This is a genomic window from Methylocella sp., from assembly GCA_037200525.1.
Taxonomy (GTDB): Bacteria; Pseudomonadota; Alphaproteobacteria; order Rhizobiales; family Beijerinckiaceae; genus Methylocapsa.
In genome coordinates this window covers 3,006,170-3,025,468 of record JBBCGG010000001.1, presented here as the reverse complement: position 1 = coordinate 3,025,468, position 19,299 = coordinate 3,006,170, and the positions used below count along the sequence as shown (strand labels likewise).

Here is a 19,299-nt window from a genome sequence, read left to right as displayed (position 1 = left end):
TATATTTCTATCGCCGAGTAATGCTTCGTTGCCCGACTTTCGCACGAAGCAGGCGCAACAGCGGGCAAGCTCCCTCGGCAAGGCCTTCGTCACCCATTCGGCTCTCGTCCAATCGCCGCTTGGCGCGATCACCCCATGCGGAAAGGGCGCCGGTCTAGGAAGCGGCGTAAAGACAAATTCTCTTGGTTGCGAACAGCGCATTCTCACGGTGGGCGCGGTCACAAAGTTCGATCACATAGTCAATGTTGTTTTTTCGGGCGTAATCGAGCTTTTCCTCAAGGGAGATCTTGGAGCTCGCTTCGCTCACGCGGTGATGCCAAACGCTGTAATAAGACGGCGACCACATCACCGCCGCGCCCCTCTTGAAATCGACCCAAACAAGCCGATGCGAGGCATACTCGAAGATAGTATCGTCAACCCCCTCGGCCTCGCCTTCGCTGAGCCCTTTCTTCTGATTGAAGGAGACGACGGGCGTCTCAAAGACGGCGGTTACCGGCGTACTTTTGCGAGCCCAGGCGCCAATTGTCCACCATTCGTCGATCCACGCCTGGTCGTTCTGGTTCTTATGATGGTTCGTCAGCGCCAGGACAGAGATGATACATAAAAGCCACGCCGCCATCGCGATCTGCAGTCTGCCCCGTCCCATCCCCGGAATGCCTGATATGCGTGGAAACAGAGCGCCGATGCGTGGCGCAAGGGCCGTTCCGAGCAGGCACAGGCCAAGAGCCAAAATGATCGGAAAGCGAAGGGCGCCATCCGTTGGGACAGTCAGCGCCACGACGAGGATTGGCGCAATGACGGTCGCTTTGACCCGGTCTTCGCCGAACCACCACGAGGTTGCCAAGGCGCAGACCGCGAGAGTCGCAAGCAAATGGACAAGCGTGCTGCTGCGGAGCAGATGGAGATTGAGGAATGTCTGCGAATGGGTTGCGAAGGGCAGGAGGATTCCCGCAACATATATACCGCAAACGGCCAGAAGCGCATACAGCCAGATGCGACCGGCGCTGCCAAGGTGCATGAAAGCGCCGGCGCCGATGGCGACGACAAAGGCAACGCCAACCTTTTGGCTGAGACTGATCGAACCGAACAAGAAGTGATACGGAAAGTATTCGGTTAGGAACGACACATAGTCAAATGATGTCGGTTTTCCAAAATCCGGATTGGACAGGATCGAGGCGATGACCGGCGCGGCGAGCAAGCCAGCGAAGCCGATGCCTACCAAACCTCGAAGCAGGAGGTTGCGCCAAGTCAGCTCGCGACGCAAAATCTGAATGAGAAACACTACGCCGAGGACGACGATTGTCCAAACGCCGAAGAACGCGTTGACCGAAAATATTGCGCCTACCATAGCTATCGCCAGGGCGATCCGATGCCGCAGCGCCAAATAGAGAGCCAGAAGAAAAAGGCCATTGGCAATTTCGGATTGATTGAAATAGTTGATGAAAAGACCACCTTCTCCGGCGAAGGACGGCCCTCTCATCAAATAGGTCGTGCTCACGAGAAGGGCGAAGAACAGCTGCTCACGTCGTGTCTCAACATGGAGCAGTCGGGCGCATGCGAGAAAACCTACAAAGGACAAAAATCGGCTGAGCGCGAAAAGCAGCAAAAAAGCCCAGTAGACGCTTAAGTAACTCGCAGATCCGCGCAGCATCGCCCAAATGACCGAATCGTAATGCCGCAGGGATTGCATGAATTGATCATTTGCGAACTGCGGTTCGTTATACAGTTCAGCGACGATTGGGAAATGGAACAGGTTGTTGTTGGTTCCAAATACAAAGCCGGTGATCGCCAAAGACACGAGTGAGCCCATGGCCGCCGCGATCCAGAAGACCGCTCGGTCAGATCGTTCGTCCGCGGATCGAAACTCACCTTTTTTGACAGGCATGGCTTTTTCTCCGACGCAAGGCGGAAGCGTTAGCGCAGGGATTTCGGGCGGCCATAGAGCTCGACCAGGCGGCGCGCGATCAACGTCCAGTCGCCGATCGACACAGCCATGTTGAAAGCGGCCCGCGACATCGCCGGCCACTCGTCTTTCTTGACGCGCTCGGCAAGAAGGAGCGCCTTCGCTACCGCCTCCGGCGAGAGTTTCTCAATGAGAAGTCCGCTAGGAGGTTCGACGATATGTTCCGCAAACCCCGTCGGCTTGGACGCGATAAGCGGCAATCCGAGGATCGCGGCTTCGAGTCCAGCGGTTGGAAACACGTCGAACCGGGATGGCAAAACGAAGAAATCCCACGTCCGTAAGACTTTCTTCTTCTCCTCGCCAAATAGCGGGCCACCTATCCGGCAATATTCGTCAATGGAAAGCGACTTTGCCAAGGCTTCAAGTTGTTCTCGCGCGGGACCCGGACCGACTAACTCCAACGCGCCTTTCCCCCCGGCGCGCCGGTATTCCGCAAAGCCTTTGAGGAGAAGGTCCAGTCCCTTATGTTCGATGGCGTAGCGGCCACAAAAGCCGAACAAGGGAAAGCGAGGGGACGGAGACATGCGCGTCGGCGGCTCGGGAACCCCGTCGATGCTGCTCGAATAAGCGGCGTTGAAAATCAACTCGCACGAAGTGCGCGGAGCGACGCGACGTATGATCTCACGCTCCGCCGGCGTAACCGCCTGCACGAAGTGCGCGGATTCGAGCACCCAGCGCTCAAAGAGTCGAAGGTAGATCGCCGGGAGTGGTTTGACGACCCTGTTCTCCTGGTCGAAGATATGCGAGTAGCGACCATGAATCGTCATTGCATAGGGAATGCCGCGCCGACGGAACGCGCTCGCGATGGATAGAAGAAGCGGATCGCGCCCGTGGTGAATATGGAATATCGTGCCGTCTGTCGCGTCCGCCGTCAGGGCGTCGATGACATGCTTGTCCAGCCGAATGAAACGGCCTCCCATTTTGACGCCGGTCATAGGGGTGAGACGCGTCGGCGCGTCGGCGATATCCTGCGGTTCCTCGAGCGAACTCTTCAAAAGATAAAAGAGACCCACTTTAGAGCCTGCGCGCTTCTGTTCGGCGGCGATCCGTTGCGCCACGATCGCCAGTCCGTTCGCCCGGAGCGGCATATCGCCTGGGTCAATGACGAGGTGGCGGATGTCGAGAGACCCCTTCGGCATTGATGGCTGCAGCAACAGATTGGGCCCTTCTAAGATTGACGGAGAGGTTCATTGCCTGTCGCTCGCGCGACGATATAGAGCGACGCGGCGAGCCGCGCCACGTTCGCCACGACCAATGCGACGCAGGCGCCCGCCAGTCCGAACATACTGGTGAGCGGGAACGCCGCAACCAATGCGACGCCCAAGCCAATAATGTTGATGGCGAGGGCAAGACGAGGAGCATCGATGCCATGGAGAAAGGAGCAAATCATTTCGACGCCATAGTTCGCAACAAATGCTACAGCGAGGATGCGAAGGGCTAGCGATAGCTCGACGTAAGGCGACGCCGCCCCATAAAAGACTCGCAAGAGAAATTCCGACGCAATAAACGCCACGGCATAATATAAAAAGATGGGTGGGACGCCCAACAGCATGTAGGTCCGCGCGGTGGACCATTCCGTTCCGTCTCCGTCCGCCCGCGCACGCGCGGCCGTTTGCGGAATGATGTTGCCGAGGCCCTGGATCACGGGGTTTGCCAAATTCAACACATTGAGGAGGGCTTGAAACGAAGCGGCGGCCGCTGCGCCCCAACCCACTCCAAGCATCCCGAAAAATATGTAGAACCGCCAATAGGAGATCAGATTGTTCGCCAGCGCCCAGCCGCCTATCGACCAAAAGTCCGTCAAGACGAGGCGCACTTGACTGGGGGCCGACAATGACACCCGAAGTTGGCGCGCCTGAATCAGAACCGCCAATCCAGACATCGCCGCCATTCCCCAGAACGCATTTTGCAGGTTGAGCGAGCCAGCGAGGACAAAACCGAAAATGACCGCTGATTGCCCTAGGTAGCTCACCGCATCGCCGACAATCGCCTCCTTGATGCGGAAGCGCGCAAGCAGAGCCCGTCGCGTTCCCTCCTTCAATTGCCACAGGATTAGATAGGCGACAACGGAAGGCGCGATGGCGCCGAGATGGAACGCAAACAGCGATGCCGTCAGCAGAACGCATAAGGGGATCAAAAACAGAAAGAAAATTCGCGTTGAGGCACCCAGCAACGCCTTTTCGTCATCGCCATTAGAAACCGCCATGCGGACCGACATGGGGTAGAATATGAGCGAGGAGTTGACAATCTGGAGCGTGAATAATCCGCCCATCAGCAGAGCGAAGGCGCCGTACTCGCCCGGCGGCAGTTGCCGGGCGATAAGGATGTTCACCAAAAAATTGCCCAGGCTGACGACGGCTTGGTCGACCAAAGTCCAGGACGCTCGACGGAAATGCTCGGACTTACGTGACATTGAAGAAACCGAAAGTCGATGAATGCTCAATCATGGCGCCTCGATCCCGTTCGGCCGCAAACGGCAGTCCTGCTTGAGCGTTCAAATAAATATCTCTCATATGCATGTCCGAAGGACCTATGAGTTGCCCTGCAATATCGCCTTATATCCGGCTACGGCTTGTTTGGCCGCATGCGCCCACGTGAATTCCGTCGCGGCGCGCGCTCGCGCGCTTTGACCCATGGCGCGGAGGCTCTCAGCTTGGCCCGACAGACTCTCGACGGCGGCAGCTAATTGCCGAGGGTCTCCCGGCGGGATGACCATGCCGCACTCCTCCGTCAGTTGATAAGGGATCCCGCCTACGTCGGAGGCGACCACCGGCAGGCCGTTGGCCATGGCTTCGAGAACGACCAGAGGAAATGTGTCGGCAAGCGTCGGAAATACGAACAAGTCTGAGCGCCTGAATAGCGCTGCGACTTCACCATCGGTCAGCAGGCCGGTCAAGACAATGCGTTGGCCTGGCCTGCATGACCGGACATAGCGTTCATAGGGGATCTGGGGGCGCTTTTCGCCCCCAACGATCAGCAGGTAGGGCTGCTGCAAAGAGGCGAACGCATCGAGCAGAACGGGCAACCCCTTGTTGGGCGAATGATTGGCGAGGAAAAGACATGTGATCTCGCCATCTTGCCGCGCTGGGATTCCCAAACGGCTTATGATTGCGCGATCTTCATCGGCCTCTGCGGACGCGGACGGCGTCACCCCATTGCTCACGACCGTTAGATTGGGCCCCTTGAAACCCATGCGGCGAACGATCTCGAAGTCGGCAGGAGAGAGGGCGAATATGCCGGCTGCGCGCTGAACGACTTGCTGAACGGGCCGCACGGCAAGCTGGCTCCAAATCAGCCGACGGAGGGGGCCAAAGCGATTGATTTTGGCGCCATTGGCGATTTCATTGAAGCCGTGGGTCGAGACAACATACGGAATTCCGGCGGTGCGGCATGCGCGCGCGACGCGGGCCATCTCCAGTCCTGGCATGGGATTGTGCAAGTGAACGATGTCGAACCCGCCCCTTCGAACAATCTCCGGGAGGTCCGACCGATAAAACAGCGTCTTGTAGCGATTCGACAGCTTGGACCACGATAAGGGCCACGGGAGCCAGCTGCGCGTTGCGATCCGCTTGCATGCGCTCGCTTCCGGCGCCGCTCCCACGCCGGGCCCCCTATTCAACATGCTTGCGATGGTGACGTCGCAGTGGAGCGCAACAGCGGAGCTGAGTAACTCGGCGGCGCGCGCGGCTCCGCTGACCGACATGTGCGGCGATATCACGATTGCGCAAAGGACCTTGATCATCGGTATTTGTCCGTCAGTTCGGCGGCGAGATCGGGCTCTCGCCAAAGATCGCGAAGCGCATCATCAATCGAGCGCTTGGGCTCCCATCCAAACAAACGATGAATTTCGCTAATATCGGCGCCAAGGAAGGGCCGATCGCCCACGCGCACGCGCGCAGCGTCGCTTTCGATAGAGAACTCGATGCCGGCGATGCCTTTCAGCTTGGTCAGCAGTTCCTCGACCGAATATTGCTTTGAGGTGCCGAGGTTGACGGTTAAGGCTTTGCCTGGGCTTGCCAGATCGCTCTCGGCAACGGTCCCAAAGCCTCCGGCAGCGTCTAGCACGTGAATGTAGTCGCGTTTTGGCCATAGATTGCCGAGGTGAATCTTATTTCGCCCGGCCTTTAGCTGCGCAATAATCTCTGGCATCACATGCGGGTTGGTTTCCCCCGGCCCAATAACGTTGAACAATCTGACGATCACAGCCGAGACGTTGCGTTGCTTTGCAAAGTAGCGGACATAGTGCTCGGCAAACAGCTTGCTCGAGCCATAGACGTCGGTGGGCGCAAGTTTCGTGGTTGATTCGCGATGCAGCTCCGTATCCGGCTCGTAAACGGCGCCGCTGCTAGCCAATATGAAGCGGGCGGCCGGCGGGCACGCCAGCGCCATATTCAGCGTTCCCACCACATTCGTTTCGACCGCGGCGGACGGATCTTGCTCGCATTCTGGAATGAAATGGATCGCCGCAAGGTGAACAATTACGTCCGGCGCAAAGTCCGCGACGAATTTCGTGACCTCATGGCCGTTGGTGATGTCGATCCGCTCGAGCCGGAACTTCCGCGTTTCCTCTTCGCCAAACCGAATTCGACCCTGGCGCAGACAGTCAACGACGGCGACCTCATGTCGATCGTAGAGTAGCCGGGTTAACTCACGACCGACATATCCATTTCCGCCAGTAATCAGAATTCGCTTGCGCATTTTAAATCAATCCGTGTTGCAGTAACACTGTCCAGGCGCCGCCAAACTATATTATTGGTAATAACACTTTGAGTACCAAGTCCGGCGCCATCCGTGCCGATTTGCAATCGGAATGCCAGCAGTCAGACGGTCCGACTTAGTTCGATAATACCGTATTATGGCTAAAATGCCAATATTATAATAGCAAAGATATAGTATTACTACACTAACCGATAGGCATCAATCTTGTCAACGACAATTGCTCTGAAAAATCAATACGTTTCTATTAATTGCTATATTGCATGCAATTTCTGGAGAGAGAGGCAGCTCTTTCTCCCAGCAAGGCGGATTCTGCCGCACCCCCATGTTCCCGAGCCTTGGCGCGCGCCTTTTGGACGCCCGAAAATCCGCCCGAGTATCACCGCCATCGCCCCCGCACATTCCGACGAATGGGGAACTTACGAGCCGCTCCTTCTAGCGCCAGCGACCGGCATTGTGCTCTTTGACGATGTAGTCGCAGGCGCGGGCCGTCAGCGCCATGATCGTCAGCGTCGGGTTTTGCGCCCCGCAGGTCACAAAGCTTGCGCCGTCCGTAACAAAGACGTTCTCGGCATCCCAGCATTGATTGAATCGGTTAAGCACGGACTTGTCGGGATCGTCGCCCATTGGCGCGCCACCCACTTCATGAACAGAGGAGCCCGGTATGGCGGCGCCAGACTCCAACACGAGGCGTTTCCGCATCATCTTGAACGCAAGGTTGTGCAACAGCCTCCCTGTCGGAGTCGGTTGGATTTCCAGCCCCGCGGCCGACGCCATCGTCTTCATGGTCGCGAGCGCGTCGGCGATCATGTTGTTCTCGTTCTCGGAATATGTGAAATCGATATGCGCCACCGGAATGCCCCAGGCGTCTTTCTTATGCGGATCGAGCGTAATCCTATTCTGGGGCTGAGGCAGCATCTCGCCCTCAGCCGCCAAGAACCAAAAGGGGTAGCCGCGCCCGATTCCCCCCTGTATCGCGAAACCACGCAGATAAGGCCCACCTGCCGGCCTGGGATTTTTGTATTGGGGCACGTAAAAACCCCCAATCTTTCCAAAGTCGAACGCATCGGTTTTGCCTAGCGCTTCAGCTTCGAGGTCCACATGCGGGCCGGACAGCACGAAATGAGCGTGATCCATGAGATTGCGGCCAACGAGACCGGCGGAGTTCCCAAGGCCCTTCGGGCGGAGATCGCTTCGGGAGTTCAACATAATGCGCAAGGTCTCGATGGTGCTCGCACAGAGCACGATGACCTTCGCCCGCCCGGTATGCCTTTCTTTGCTGCGTCGGTCCATGAAGCGCACGCCTATCGCGCGTCCCGTCGCCCCGTCGACATCAATGCTCTCCACCACCGAGTTACTTCTCAGCGTTAGCCGGCCGGTTTTTTGGGCGGCCAGGATGGTCAGAGGGATTCTCGAAAGATTGTTGGCGACGTATCGCGTTGGGATGACGTGTGATCCCGGAAACACCCGCTGCACTTGGTCCCGGAACTTCTGTTCAGCGGCGTTAAGCGTGGTGAGCTTGGCGTATTTTCCATCGGGCACTCCCGGCAATCCCTCCGCAGTGCCGTTTACGCCCAGAAATTCTTCGACATGATCATAGTACGGAGACAAATCGTCGTAGGAGATCGGCCAGTCCGCTCCGTAGCCGTCTCTGCTCGCGGCCTTGAAATCGCTATCGGACATGCGGAAGACGATACGGCCCCATGTATAGAGGCGTCCGCCTACCTGCCGGCCTCGAAACCAGTTGAAGGGTTTGTCGCGCGGGGTCGTGTACGGGTTTTCCCGGTCGCTGACAAAAAATCTCTTCGTCGGCTTCGCGAAAGCGACGCACCGCGCCTGAATCGGTTGGCCGCCGAAGATCGCAGCGCGGGCTCGGTTCACGATCGGATTGCCGATGACAAGATGATGCCCGGCCTTCCCAGGCGGCGGAAAATCGGCGATCTGGTCCACCTCCCGTCCGGCTTCCAGCAACAGCACCCGCATCCCGCGTTCCGTGAGTTCCTTGGCGGCCCAGCCGCCAGCGGCGCCCGAGCCAACCACAATAGCATCGAACTCGGTATCTTCGAGCATGAGTATGACAGCTCCGAAACGATTGCTCTCCATGCCTGCTGCGGCCGCATCTCTTACTTTACATACTGACATCTTTACTGTCTGTACATAGCTCATTTGGTTGCTGCGCAGCGGCCCTGGTGCCTTCGCGGCATGGCGCCGAGGCGCCGGCTGACCGATCAGATAGCGGCCAACATAACGCCTGCAATCATGGCTCCGGCTGCGACGCTGACCCGATCTTGCAAAGCGAAAACAATCGGATCGTCGTGAACCAGGCGGCGATGCGCCATCATGAGCATCCGGCTGATCCAGTACATGAGGATGGGGCATGCGAACCACAAATATTCAGGATGACGATAAAGAGGACGCACCGCGTCCGACGAGATATAGAGCGCGAAAACCGTCACCGCATTGAAGCCGGAGGCCGCGGCGAGCGCTCCGACGACTTCGATATCGCGTAATCTGTAGTTTCGGTTCGTCGGGTCTGGCAGCTCCCCATCAACGCGGGCGGCGAGCTCAATATAGCGCTTGATGAGCGCAAGAGAGGCGAAGAAGAACAATGAAAAGCCGAGCAGCCACTGCGACGCCGATCCGCCGATCGCGGCGGCGCCGCCAATGACGCGCAATGAATAGAGCATGGCAAGGGCGACGACGTCGATCAGCATCTTCGTCTTCAACCAGCATGTATAGGCGTTCGTTAGGGCAAAATAAAACAAGAGCACTCCCAGAAACGGCCACGAAACCGCCGCCGCAAGCCCAATGGACCCGAGCAGCAGAAGCGGCATAAGCGCGACCGCCTGACGGATCGGAACGGCGCCGGATGCGAGCGGCCTGTTCTTTTTGGTCGGATGGTTGCGGTCGGCGGAGAGGTCCACGAGATCGTTGAAGATGTAGACGCTCGAAGCGCAGAGCGAAAAGGCCATCGTCGCAAGCAGACTGTTGAAGATGGACTCGGCGTCGAATTTGTGGGCCGCGAACATCGGCAGCCACACCAATGCGTTTTTGGCGTATTGATGCACGCGGATCAGCTTCGTCCAGGATTTCCAACTCGCTTTTGGGGTCTCGATGAGGTCGACTCCAAGGACCGCGAGCTTGGCCGCGAGCCGCGGCGATGTCCTGACGCCGATTCGCTTGGACGCCGCCGCCCAGACCGGCAAATCGGCTTCGTCGTTGCCGATGTAATCGAAGCCGCCTTCGCCGAATGCTTCGACAAGGAGGTCGGCCTTCGCGTGAGCGCTTCTGTTGGTGGTGGCGTCTGAGCCGAAATAGTCTGTAAACAACCCGAGATGCTGGGCCACGGCGGCGACAAATTTGGCGTTGCTCGCGGACGCGAGATAGACATGCCGCCCGTCCGCCCGCGCGTCCTTGATGAGGTCTAGCACCGCCTCGTCGTAAGGCAATTCAGCAGCGTCGAAATCGCTCGATTCCGCCAATACGCTTTTGAAGCGCGCTTTACCGTGACGCAACGCAAGCAGCAGGCTGAAAATCGACGCCGGATCCTTTCCGATTCGGCCGAAAAATGATTCAATAAGCAAATCCGATTTGATCAAAGTGCCGTCCAGGTCAACGACGAGGGGAAGGCCGCCGACGTCCGCGAGCTCGGACTCCGCAGCGACGATCAAGGAAATGGACATAGAACACTCCGATCAAAAATAACTATTTTAGCAATCACGGATGTATTGCGAAGAAATATTAAATGCAGTAGTAATATATAATTCTATTAGTCTTCAGCTATTCTAATGATTATCAGCGAAGTTGTCGCTATAAGCTGCGAGATCCGATCCAACCCTTGGCCCGAGATAAAGAGATATTTGTTCGCGGACGGCGTTAATCAGGAACCAAGGGACAATTTTGACATACCGCGGAAAAAGGCGGCGCGGTTCGCTGCAGATGCGATAAACCCATTCGAAGCCGGATGATCGCATCCATTCCGGCGCGCGCGAGACTGCGCCGCTGTGGAAGTCAAAGGCGGCTCCGACCCCTATTAATGTCGCGCCGCGAATTTTCCCGACGTGTTCGCTCATCCAGACTTCTTGCTTTGGCGTGCTCAACCCGACCCAGACGATCTGGGCCTCCGAGCGGTTGATGTCGCGAACGATTTCGTCGTTCTCCTCCTCGGTGAGCGGACTGAAGGGAGGCGAATAGAAGCCCGCCACCGCCATGTTCGGGTATTTTGCCTTTAGATTCTTGATCATCGCCTCGGCGACGCCTGGCTTGCCGCCGTAGAAATAATGACGAAGGCCGTTCGCCTCCCCCGACCTGCATAAAGCGTCCAACAGCTCCGCGCCGCACACGCGCCCACTCTTCAGTTGCGACCGAATCTTTGCGAGCCAAACGAGGGGCATGCCGTCCGGAGTTACCATTCCGGCTTCGTGATGTATCTTCATCAACCGCGGGTCCATGACGGCCAGCTTCACGCCGTGGACGTCCCGAACGCATACATACTCGGCTTGCCGCCTTTCAATCCATTCTATGATCTTCTCTACAGCGGTCTCCAAAGTGAGAAGACTTATCGGAACAGCTAACACTAAAATGGACGGCGGCTTCGGGACTATCGCGACGTTTGAATTGCGATAAACAGGACCATCTTGATGGATTGCGCTCTCGTGCGAGCGGGCAGTTTTGATTGAAATGCCTGCGTTAAGAATACTTGGCATGGCGCGTCTCCCAATACCCAAATATCAACCGGCCCAAATTCATTCACTGAAGAATGAAAGGCGACAGCTATACGCTGTATAATCGTTATTCCATTTAGAAAGCGTCATAAATATAGTATTATTCGAACAAAATACTGTATATTAGTGGATTATATATGTATCACGACAGTAGAAAATAATTTATAGTCACAGACGCTTCAATATCTGTGTGCCGCAGCAACTTGCCACGATGAAATTGGGCGCAGCTAAGATGTTCTCCGGTGTGATCCAGAGAAATTATCAATTAAACGGACGAAGCTATGAATTAGCTTCAGTTCATTCAATTAATGACTCAAAACGTTATGGACATACTCACTCGTAACGGTATCTCATGTAAAAAATATAGTCAACACAGTAATAGTCGAGCATTAATACTATATATTATTAGCGTATATATGTGTGACAATAGTGAAAATAATTTAGCGTTCGATCATTTTTAATGTCTTCCGCCGCTGCGAGGCGCCATACACTGACTTTTGACGCAACTGCTGCGCGATCCGACTAAATTCGCGATTGAGCGGACGAAAGCTAAAGATGCGCCATTCGTTTTCCCGCTCGCGGCAACCATGGCGCCGCGGTCTGTCGCGCTTTTGGCGTAAAAGCGAACACCTTATCGGCTCTCTGGCGGGGATCGGCTGCGGCGCTGGGCTCGACCGGGGAGCCCTCAATGGGCAATCACGGTTGTTGCCCAAGCCGCCGAGCTTCAGCCCTGGAGCCTGCTGGCTGTATTCCGACCTCGGGCTTTATCACGCTTGGCTATGCCGTGGTGGCGGCCTTCAGGCACAGAGCGCAAGCAATCCATCACAGCTATTGCGGCGAGCAAACGAGCGGCCCCGACATGGGCTTCGCGTGGCAGCTCGCCGATAAGAACGCATCCGCCCCAACCATTATTTGGAAGGACGGCGAGGTCAGCGCCGGCGGTTGCTCATGCTGGCTCGGAATGATCCCGGCGACGGACAAGGCGGGGCCCATGGGCGTCGCCGTCCTTGCCAATGGATGGGTCAATGACCTCGGCGGCGTATCGGTGGAAGCCGATCCATATGGTCACGCCATCCTGACGCAGATTGCCGCCAATGCGTGAAGTTTCGAGTTAGGTCGTAGTTGCGAAAGATGCCGCGAGAAAGGCTAGACGTAGTTCTCATCTGGCTTCCGAACGGCCCGCTGCGAATTTGACCAAGGTTGCATTTGCGCTGATAGCGGCCCTTTGCGCTGTAGACATCGGGCTTCGGAGTGGGATCGAAATCGAGACAATTGCACCAAATGGAATGAACGCCCGCTTTTGCGTTCTAGAAGTCCAAGCAGACCGTCCGCATATAGCCGAAATAGCAGCCTGCAACGCGACCAAACCCGGCGGTGTGCTAAACGGCGAAAATGGGTCGAAGGTTTTCTTCCGTTTGTGGGCAGTTTGGTGGGCAACGTTATTCGTTTTTAATATTTCATAATGAAATCACTTAGTTATTTGGTATTCTGGCGGATGGAGCGTCCGTCGAATGATAGTTCAATGTAGTTCATGGCCGTATACCTTGCCCTCTATGAATCAGCTGGTTACGAGATAAACCGTCTTCCTTCGTCCAGCTTAGTTTGCTACAATTCAGTTTCGCGATTGGGCCGGAGTTGGGGCCAAGGAGTTGGGCGGAAAGGCGAGACAGCTTCGGAAGCTCTCAGCGCGGACGGTGGCGAGTTTGATGACGCCAGGAAAGCATGGCGATTGGCGGCGGTCTCTATTTGGACATCGATAAAGACGGTCGCCGGCGTTGGATCTTTCTCGCCATCGCGAATGGCAAGCGGCGTGAAATGGGCCTCGGCGGCTCCCCCGCCGTCTCGCTCGCCGACGCGCGTGCCAAGGCCGACGAAGCGCGCAAGCTCGTCGCCGCGGGCGTCGATCCGATTGAAGCGCGGCGCGAGGCCGGAAAGCCTGAGGCCGGGAAGCCGACGTTCGGCGAGTGCGCTGATAAATTCGTTGAAGCCAAGTCAGCTGAGTGGCGCAACGACAAGCATCGCGCCCAATGGAAAATGACGCTGGAAAAATATGCCGCGCCCCTGCGCCCGCGGCCCGTCGACGAAATAGACACGGCTGCGGTGCTGCCGGTCTTGCGGCCGTTGTGGCAGACACGCCCCGAAACTGCCTCGCGGCTTCGAGGACGCATTGAATCGGTTCTCGATGCGGCAAAGGCGGAGGGTCATCGATCGGGAGAGAATCCCGCGCGCTGGAAAGGGCACCTCGACAAGCTCTTGGCGAAGCGTCAGCAGCTCACCCGCGGACATCACGCGGCCCTGCTGTACTCTGATGTGCCGAGTTCATTTGCGAGCTTCGCAAGATGAAGGCAATGGCAGCAAGGGCGCTTGAGTTCGCCATCTTGACCGCGGCGAGGTCAGGTGAAGTGCTCGGTGCGCGTTGGGATGAAATCGACCTTGGGGCCAAAGTCTGGACGGTTCCGGCGGCGCGGACGAAAGCCGGACGCGAACACCGCGTCCCGCTGTACGGCCGCGCGATCGAGATCCTTGAAGAACTTGCCCAAGGCAAAACGAGCGATTTCATCTTTCAAGGACAGCGAGCCGGGCGCCCGCTCTCCAACATGAGTATGGAAATGGCTCTGCGACGCATGAAAATGGACGCGACTACGCATGGCTTTCGAAGCAGCTTCCGGGGGGCGGGCGAAGAGACGCACTTTCCACACGAGGTCGCCGAGGCAGCGCTTGCCCATGTGATCGGCGATAAGGCCGAACAGGCCTACCGGCGCGGCGATGCGCTGGAAAGGCGTCGCGGGTTGATGGAGGCCTGGGCCATGTTTTGCGAGCCCATGCCGGCCACTCGTCCACTGGACATTCGCGAGGACACGCTATGATAGACGATCCAGTCTCAAACGAGGTTCCCGCAAAATGGGTTTCCCTTTACGAAGGAGCCCGAATAATCGCGCGCCTCGACGGCGAACCGCTCCGGCATCCAAACGACGCTCCGCGGAAGGCGCTAATCAATCTTGTCGAGAAGTTGCGCCAAGGCCTCGTCAACAGCTGCGGCGAGCGGTTTTCCCTAGACTCTGAGCTCGGGAATGCCATAATCCCCGATGATTGGGACAAATGCGCCTTGGCTCTCAATCATCCCACGTTGCGTGAGCCCGGTAATCGGCATCCACGATTTATAGATATCGAGGTCGATGCTAATTGGTGTAATGCGGCTATTCGCGCCCGCCGAGGACGCGCCGCGGCTAGCAGAAGAGACCGCGATTGACCGGGAAAGTCTGTCACCTCAAACGAATAGCGCTCACCCTCGAAAGAGAGGTCAGCAACCGATCTTGCGTGACCGGATCAAGGCCGAGATGAAAGCCGACATCGCAAAGGGTTACAATTTGGCTGGCGCGAAGGAGGAAGAGATGAGCGCAAAGTATCGTGCCTCTCGTGACACCTGCCGACAAGCCAGAGATGAAATTCAGTCGGAATTTGTCGAGAAAGAAACTCCGACAAATAGCGCCAATTAGCGACCATCGACAAATAGCGACAGCGCTTACTCTCTGATTTTCTTCTGCATGTCCAACGATGTGCAGGAGAAACCGCACAATGTTAGCCGCCGCGCGTCTTTCCCAGGCAAGGCGTGGGCTTGCTTTTCGGGCAACCGGGATCTCTGAAATCCTTTGTGGCTCTCGACTTGGCGATGCATATCGCGCTCGGGTGGGATTGGGCAGGGCGTCGAACCGAACAAGCGCCGACCGTTTACATCGCGGCTGAGGGTTCAGCAGGCCTGCGAAAGCGCGCAATCGGTTTCCAAAAATCCCACGAACGGCAGATATCAGGACGTGTCCCCTTCAGCATGATTGCCGCAGCGCCGAACCTGGGCGGCGAAAAAGACGACCTGGCCGAGCTCATTGCTTCGGTTGAAGCCGCTGGCGTCGCGCCCGGACTAATTGTTCTTGACACGCTGGCGCAATCGCTCGGCGGCGGTGATGAGGATGGGACCGGAATGCAGCAGCTCGTCGCCAACGCTACCGCCCTTGCAAATCGCTTCCGCGCACTTGTGTTGATCATTCATCACGTCGGTTTAGGCGACGATAAGCGCCCGAGGGGCCATTCTGGCCTGCTTGGCGCCAACGACGCCAGGATGCTTTGCGAGAAAAGATAGGCTCGCCTTCTGCGTCTTTGACGCTTCAAAGGCTCGAGGATGAAGACTCGAACATCATCCTCGAGGCGACGCTGTCGCGGATCGTTATCGGCCACGATGTAGACGGCGATGAAGTTTCAACGCGTAGTCGATCGGGTCGACAATGCTGATGCATCGACGACGACGATTAAGCCACGGGAAGTTCCGCGAACGCAACGGCTGCTCATGACTGCAACGCGTGAGGCGATCGACGATGCGGGACAGGACATCCGGCCGTTCGGTTTCGATGGTCCGGTGGTCCGCGCGGTCGCTGACGAGGCGATCAGACTGCGCTTTTACGAACGCATTGCCGAGCAGGCCGGTCCGGACGAAGACCAAAACACCGTGAAAGAACGCCGACGCAAAAGCTTTAATCGTTCGATCGAAAGCGCGCTAAAGGCCCAAATCCTGGTCGCACGCGAGATACAAGGCCAGCGCCTTATATGGCTCCCACATGGTTAAGCTCAAGCGGGACAAATGGGACATCCGGGACAATGTCCCTCAAGTCCCGGTGCCTTCAGGCTTGGGATCCAGCGGGACGGACGGGACATCTCCTTTTGGGATGTCCTGGATGCCCCGCCGGTCCCGGCAAGGGCGCTAAAAAACCGGTCTATCCAGATCTGGCGCGGCTTCGAAGAGCGCAGCATCGCAAGACCCCTTACGACCTAGCAACTGGACGCCGAAGATCGCGATTGGTGAACCGTATTGTAAGCGCTTGATATTGGGCAGCGGGGCTACGTGCACGCGCGTGGAGGGCAAAATGAACGCTCCCGAGATCGGCTTGACGGCCAAAGGTGATGGATTGCGCGCACGCGGGACAGCTCCCAGCATTTCAGCAGCGGCCGGATTGTAAGAGGCCATCGAGAAAGGCTATTGCAACGCTTGTGCTCATCCAGGATCAGCGGCGCATCACACGCCCAATCAGGCATTAGCGGATATCCCTTCCGCCGCACTCTCCTCTAGGATCAAGCGGTTTGAGGCATCGGCCCCAATCTCTGGCCCCAATTGCATGGCGCTCCTGCTCGGTCGGTAGAATCTCCTCGCCGCGCGGATCACGGTCATCGCCGGCGACCGCGTTTTGGAATGGCTCCCCCGCGGTCGTGATTTCTGCGCGATCGCCCAGGAGGCACCCCACCCCCAAAAATGCGCCGTCGACAGTAAGCTCGACACTCAGCCGCGCACCTTACTCCTCAATATCACGCCGGCCCAAATTTTTATCTCGGCGCGAACATTCCGCGGCTCTGATATTCGGCTGGCTCCTTTGGGAGATCGCCGCGAACCGTCGCCGCGGCCGCGGTTCCCTCTGCTCAGCAGACTTATCCCGCAGTTGGCCACTCGACTTTCATGCCGTCGATGCGACGGATGCCGGAGTGGCCGCGAAGCCGCGGCGGCTCTCCAGCCAACCGAAGTTGCGGGAGGCGCGCAGTAAGCGCAATGAGCCCTTCCTCGAGTTCGGCTTTGGCGAGAGCCTCTCCGATGCATCGATGAGCGCCACCTCCAAACACCAGAGGCCAGCGCTGTTGGTCGGTTCTGCGTATATCGAATGTGTCGGGATCTCGGTAGAGCTCAATGTCCCGCATGGCCGACATGGTCGAAAACGTGACAAGTTTTCCTTGGTCAAGAACGTAATCGCCGATCTGAATGTCTTCGAGGATGAAGCGAGAAACTGAGCCGACGATCGGCTCGAAACGCAACGCTTCCAATACAGCGCCTGGAACAAGCGCGGGATCGCGACAAACCGCCTCCCACTGTTCCCGATGCTGGAGAAGCAATGCAACTTCCACAGCCAGGGCCCCGCGCGTGGTATCGCTGCCGCCGATAATGAGCGACGCGATCTGAATTAGGATTTCGATGGGCGAAAGGTCGCCGCTCTCATCGACCGCCGCCAAGGAAGAAGTCAGAAAATCATCTCTTGGGGTTGCGCGCCGCGCCTCGATGAGGCGATCCGCATAATCGAACAGCTGGGCTGCGGAGTTCTGCATATCCGGCACGTCCTCAGCCGTGAACGAAAGGGTAAAGACACGGGACACATTATAGACCAGGCTTGTAAAGTGGGGGATTTCCGCTGGCGGCAACCCAAGAATTTCGCTGATGATGTGCGCCGGTAGTTGCGCTGCATAACGATCCAGAAAATCCACCTCTCCTGCCGCTTGCCAGCTGTCGATCAAGTCTTCGGCAACCTTGCGAATGCGTGGTCGTAAGTCGGCGATGAGGCGAACCGCAAACGCTGCTGAAAAAGGCAAGCGACGCCGACGGTGATCGGAACCGTTCGACGTGAGCATCCCGTATTTGAAGAGGTCGAACAGTGGGCCGTCCATAATGCCCAAGAACTCAGGAATCTCCGTTTCTCCTTGCCGCACACGATGGTCCGTGATCAGCTCTCGGATGTCGCTCGCGCGAAGGACGAGGTCGACGCCGTCGTTGCTCCTTTTGATTATCGGGACCAGCGGTCGGTAATGGCCGAAAATAGCGTGCGGGTCGTTTTCGAGCTCTTCGGTTGGAATGATTAAAGGTTCCGCCACGGCGGCGCCGGATTGTCCGTTTTGCATGTCGTGACCTCTTGCCCATTTCTCTGGGTGGTGGGCTGACGGAGTGGCGCGGATAATAGCCCGGAATTTGACTGCCGGAGACAAGCGCGCATTGGCCCAAGATATTGGACTGATTCTATGTCGCGGCGATTTCAGAAGGAAACAGAGATGTTACGCCTGTAAACAGCGTCTCGCCGAGATCGCGAAGAACCTGCATCACGGATTGCGCCCATCACGGTCGTGGGCGATTTCCGATCCCGGCGATTTCCTCGTCAAGCGGAGAGGAAAATGAGAATCTAAGCGTCCAAAACTCTGCGCAGCGACGCCTCGATCTGCCCGCCGCAATAGGCCTCGCCGTAATCGTGCTGAGCCTTGGCGGCCAACTTGGTCAGCGGTGGCAAAGCAGCAACCCGCCGCGTTAAGGCGGCGGTCATTGGCGCGGCTTCCTCAAGGATCGCACCGATCTCGCGGAAGCGGTCTGCCATGGTCGACCACAAGGTGGCTGTCACGACGTCGGCGACGCCCGCAGTCTTGCCGCCCAGCAGGAAGCCCGAGTCTGCTGTCAGGCCGTGGCGACGCCCGGTCTCCTCCCAAAATGACATCCACTTCTTCAGGCGGGGGACGAACTCCTGCCAGCTTTTTTTCGTCCACATCTCCCGGCCGCCGTCCAGCGTGATCTCGTCGATCACGTCGTTGGCGTCGTTGACAACCTTCATGGTCATGGCTCGCAGGGCGGCCGTCTTGGGCATGAGGTCGAGCGTCTCGCCTAGATAAAGGATAATGGCTGGCATCTGAGCGATAGCGAAGTCCGCCTTTTTGTCGATCAGCATTGGCGGCCCCATGAACGGGACCGGCATGTGCTTCGCCGGCTCGTCCATCAACTTGGTGATCGCCGGGTCCCCTCCCTCTGTCCACGTCCTTCCTGCATAGGCGAGGACGGCGCGCACGAACTGACCGCGGAAGGGCACGGACCAATAGTAGAGGTCGTAGTCAGACATCTTGAGACTTCCAGATTACGTGGCCAATGTCTGCCAATAACGCCGCTAGGCGTCTTTGTCCACGCAACGCCGGCTCCTTTGCTCGCGTCGACGAAGCGCGCCTCTGGGAAATCGCTGAAAATCTGCACCGGTCGGATCTTACTGCTCTAGAGCGCGCGGAGCATGTTTCAGAGTGGATGATCATCACAAGCAAGGCTCTCCAAGTTGGGGACCCTTT

The 19,299-nt window shown here is 57.4% G+C and carries 16 protein-coding genes and 1 pseudogene; 7 read left to right on the top strand and 10 right to left on the bottom strand.

What is annotated here, in order from left to right:
• Positions 1–154: 154 nt before the first annotated feature.
• A complete protein-coding gene (locus tag WDN46_14820) occupies positions 155–1,348 on the bottom strand; it encodes a hypothetical protein (protein MEJ0094648.1) in 1,194 nt (397 codons plus the stop codon).
• Between the two features lie 21 nt (positions 1,349–1,369).
• Here WDN46_14820 and WDN46_14815 point away from each other — a divergent pair, with 21 nt between their 5' ends.
• A complete protein-coding gene (locus WDN46_14815) occupies positions 1,370–1,627 on the top strand; it encodes a hypothetical protein (GenBank protein MEJ0094647.1) in 258 nt (85 codons plus the stop codon).
• A 287-nt stretch (positions 1,628–1,914) separates the two neighbouring features.
• On the opposite strand, the gene WDN46_14810 is transcribed toward WDN46_14815, so the two are convergent.
• The 7 genes from WDN46_14810 to WDN46_14780 all read right to left on the bottom strand — a co-directional run bounded on the left by WDN46_14810 (position 1,915) and on the right by WDN46_14780 (position 11,226).
• Positions 1,915–3,117: a glycosyltransferase gene (locus tag WDN46_14810; protein ID MEJ0094646.1), complete on the bottom strand. Its 1,203-nt coding sequence runs from the start codon at positions 3,115–3,117 to the stop codon at positions 1,915–1,917.
• A gap of 14 nt (positions 3,118–3,131) precedes the next feature.
• Positions 3,132–4,376: a polysaccharide biosynthesis C-terminal domain-containing protein gene (locus tag WDN46_14805; protein MEJ0094645.1), complete on the bottom strand. Its 1,245-nt coding sequence runs from the start codon at positions 4,374–4,376 to the stop codon at positions 3,132–3,134.
• Positions 4,377–4,493: 117 nt separating this feature from the next.
• On the bottom strand, positions 4,494–5,705 hold the full coding sequence (locus WDN46_14800; GenBank protein MEJ0094644.1) for a glycosyltransferase family 4 protein: 1,212 nt from the start codon (positions 5,703–5,705) through the stop codon (positions 4,494–4,496).
• A complete protein-coding gene (locus WDN46_14795) occupies positions 5,702–6,661 on the bottom strand; it encodes an NAD-dependent epimerase/dehydratase family protein (GenBank protein MEJ0094643.1) in 960 nt (319 codons plus the stop codon). Before WDN46_14795 ends, WDN46_14800 begins: the two co-directional genes overlap by 4 nt.
• Positions 6,662–7,114: 453 nt before the next feature.
• Positions 7,115–8,749: a GMC family oxidoreductase gene (locus tag WDN46_14790; GenBank protein ID MEJ0094642.1), complete on the bottom strand. Its 1,635-nt coding sequence runs from the start codon at positions 8,747–8,749 to the stop codon at positions 7,115–7,117.
• A gap of 158 nt (positions 8,750–8,907) precedes the next feature.
• Positions 8,908–10,362, bottom strand: coding sequence for a UbiA family prenyltransferase (locus tag WDN46_14785; protein MEJ0094641.1), 1,455 nt, complete (start codon positions 10,360–10,362; stop codon positions 8,908–8,910).
• A gap of 102 nt (positions 10,363–10,464) precedes the next feature.
• Positions 10,465–11,226, bottom strand: a complete 762-nt coding sequence (locus WDN46_14780; GenBank protein MEJ0094640.1) for a WecB/TagA/CpsF family glycosyltransferase — start codon at positions 11,224–11,226, stop codon at positions 10,465–10,467.
• An 865-nt stretch (positions 11,227–12,091) separates the two neighbouring features.
• Here WDN46_14780 and WDN46_14775 point away from each other — a divergent pair.
• From WDN46_14775 to WDN46_14750, 6 genes and pseudogenes are all read left to right on the top strand, one after another.
• On the top strand, positions 12,092–12,505 hold the full coding sequence (locus WDN46_14775) for a hypothetical protein (protein MEJ0094639.1): 414 nt from the start codon (positions 12,092–12,094) through the stop codon (positions 12,503–12,505).
• Positions 12,506–13,125: 620 nt separating this feature from the next.
• Entirely contained in the window at positions 13,126–13,746 is a 621-nt protein-coding gene (locus tag WDN46_14770; protein ID MEJ0094638.1) for an Arm DNA-binding domain-containing protein, read from the top strand.
• The gene (locus WDN46_14765) at positions 13,743–14,270 is read left to right on the top strand and encodes a site-specific integrase (protein ID MEJ0094637.1); all 528 of its coding nucleotides are present in this window, start codon (positions 13,743–13,745) and stop codon (positions 14,268–14,270) included. The genes WDN46_14770 and WDN46_14765 overlap by 4 nt, the downstream gene beginning before the upstream one ends.
• A gap of 447 nt (positions 14,271–14,717) precedes the next feature.
• Positions 14,718–14,900, top strand: a complete 183-nt coding sequence (locus WDN46_14760; GenBank protein ID MEJ0094636.1) for a hypothetical protein — start codon at positions 14,718–14,720, stop codon at positions 14,898–14,900.
• 104 nt (positions 14,901–15,004) lie between these two features.
• Positions 15,005–15,538, top strand: a pseudogene (locus WDN46_14755) (AAA family ATPase).
• Positions 15,539–15,646: 108 nt separating this feature from the next.
• Positions 15,647–16,018, top strand: a complete 372-nt coding sequence (locus WDN46_14750; protein ID MEJ0094635.1) for a hypothetical protein — start codon at positions 15,647–15,649, stop codon at positions 16,016–16,018.
• An 854-nt stretch (positions 16,019–16,872) separates the two neighbouring features.
• Here the strand turns inward: WDN46_14750 and WDN46_14745 are convergent.
• Both WDN46_14745 and WDN46_14740 read right to left on the bottom strand, forming a co-directional pair.
• The gene (locus WDN46_14745) at positions 16,873–18,105 is read right to left on the bottom strand and encodes a cytochrome P450 (protein ID MEJ0094634.1); all 1,233 of its coding nucleotides are present in this window, start codon (positions 18,103–18,105) and stop codon (positions 16,873–16,875) included.
• 275 nt (positions 18,106–18,380) lie between these two features.
• Positions 18,381–19,082 (bottom strand): glutathione S-transferase, encoded by a 702-nt coding sequence (locus WDN46_14740; GenBank protein ID MEJ0094633.1) that lies wholly within the window; start codon positions 19,080–19,082, stop codon positions 18,381–18,383.
• Between the last annotated feature and the right edge of the window lie 217 nt (positions 19,083–19,299).

Coding starts and splice junctions, on each gene's coding strand:
- WDN46_14820 (MEJ0094648.1), bottom strand. CDS start 1,348: ATGGTAGGCGCAATATTTTCGGTCAACGCGTTCTTCGGCGTTTGGACA.
- WDN46_14815 (MEJ0094647.1), top strand. CDS start 1,370: ATGCCGCAGCGCCAAATAGAGAGCCAGAAGAAAAAGGCCATTGGCAAT.
- WDN46_14805 (MEJ0094645.1), bottom strand. CDS start 4,376: ATGTCACGTAAGTCCGAGCATTTCCGTCGAGCGTCCTGGACTTTGGTC.
- WDN46_14800 (MEJ0094644.1), bottom strand. CDS start 5,705: ATGATCAAGGTCCTTTGCGCAATCGTGATATCGCCGCACATGTCGGTC.
- WDN46_14795 (MEJ0094643.1), bottom strand. CDS start 6,661: ATGCGCAAGCGAATTCTGATTACTGGCGGAAATGGATATGTCGGTCGT.
- WDN46_14790 (MEJ0094642.1), bottom strand. CDS start 8,749: ATGCTCGAAGATACCGAGTTCGATGCTATTGTGGTTGGCTCGGGCGCC.
- WDN46_14785 (MEJ0094641.1), bottom strand. CDS start 10,362: ATGTCCATTTCCTTGATCGTCGCTGCGGAGTCCGAGCTCGCGGACGTC.
- WDN46_14775 (MEJ0094639.1), top strand. CDS start 12,092: ATGGGCAATCACGGTTGTTGCCCAAGCCGCCGAGCTTCAGCCCTGGAG.
- WDN46_14770 (MEJ0094638.1), top strand. CDS start 13,126: ATGGCGATTGGCGGCGGTCTCTATTTGGACATCGATAAAGACGGTCGC.
- WDN46_14765 (MEJ0094637.1), top strand. CDS start 13,743: ATGAAGGCAATGGCAGCAAGGGCGCTTGAGTTCGCCATCTTGACCGCG.
- WDN46_14750 (MEJ0094635.1), top strand. CDS start 15,647: ATGAAGTTTCAACGCGTAGTCGATCGGGTCGACAATGCTGATGCATCG.
- WDN46_14745 (MEJ0094634.1), bottom strand. CDS start 18,105: ATGCAAAACGGACAATCCGGCGCCGCCGTGGCGGAACCTTTAATCATT.
- WDN46_14740 (MEJ0094633.1), bottom strand. CDS start 19,082: ATGTCTGACTACGACCTCTACTATTGGTCCGTGCCCTTCCGCGGTCAG.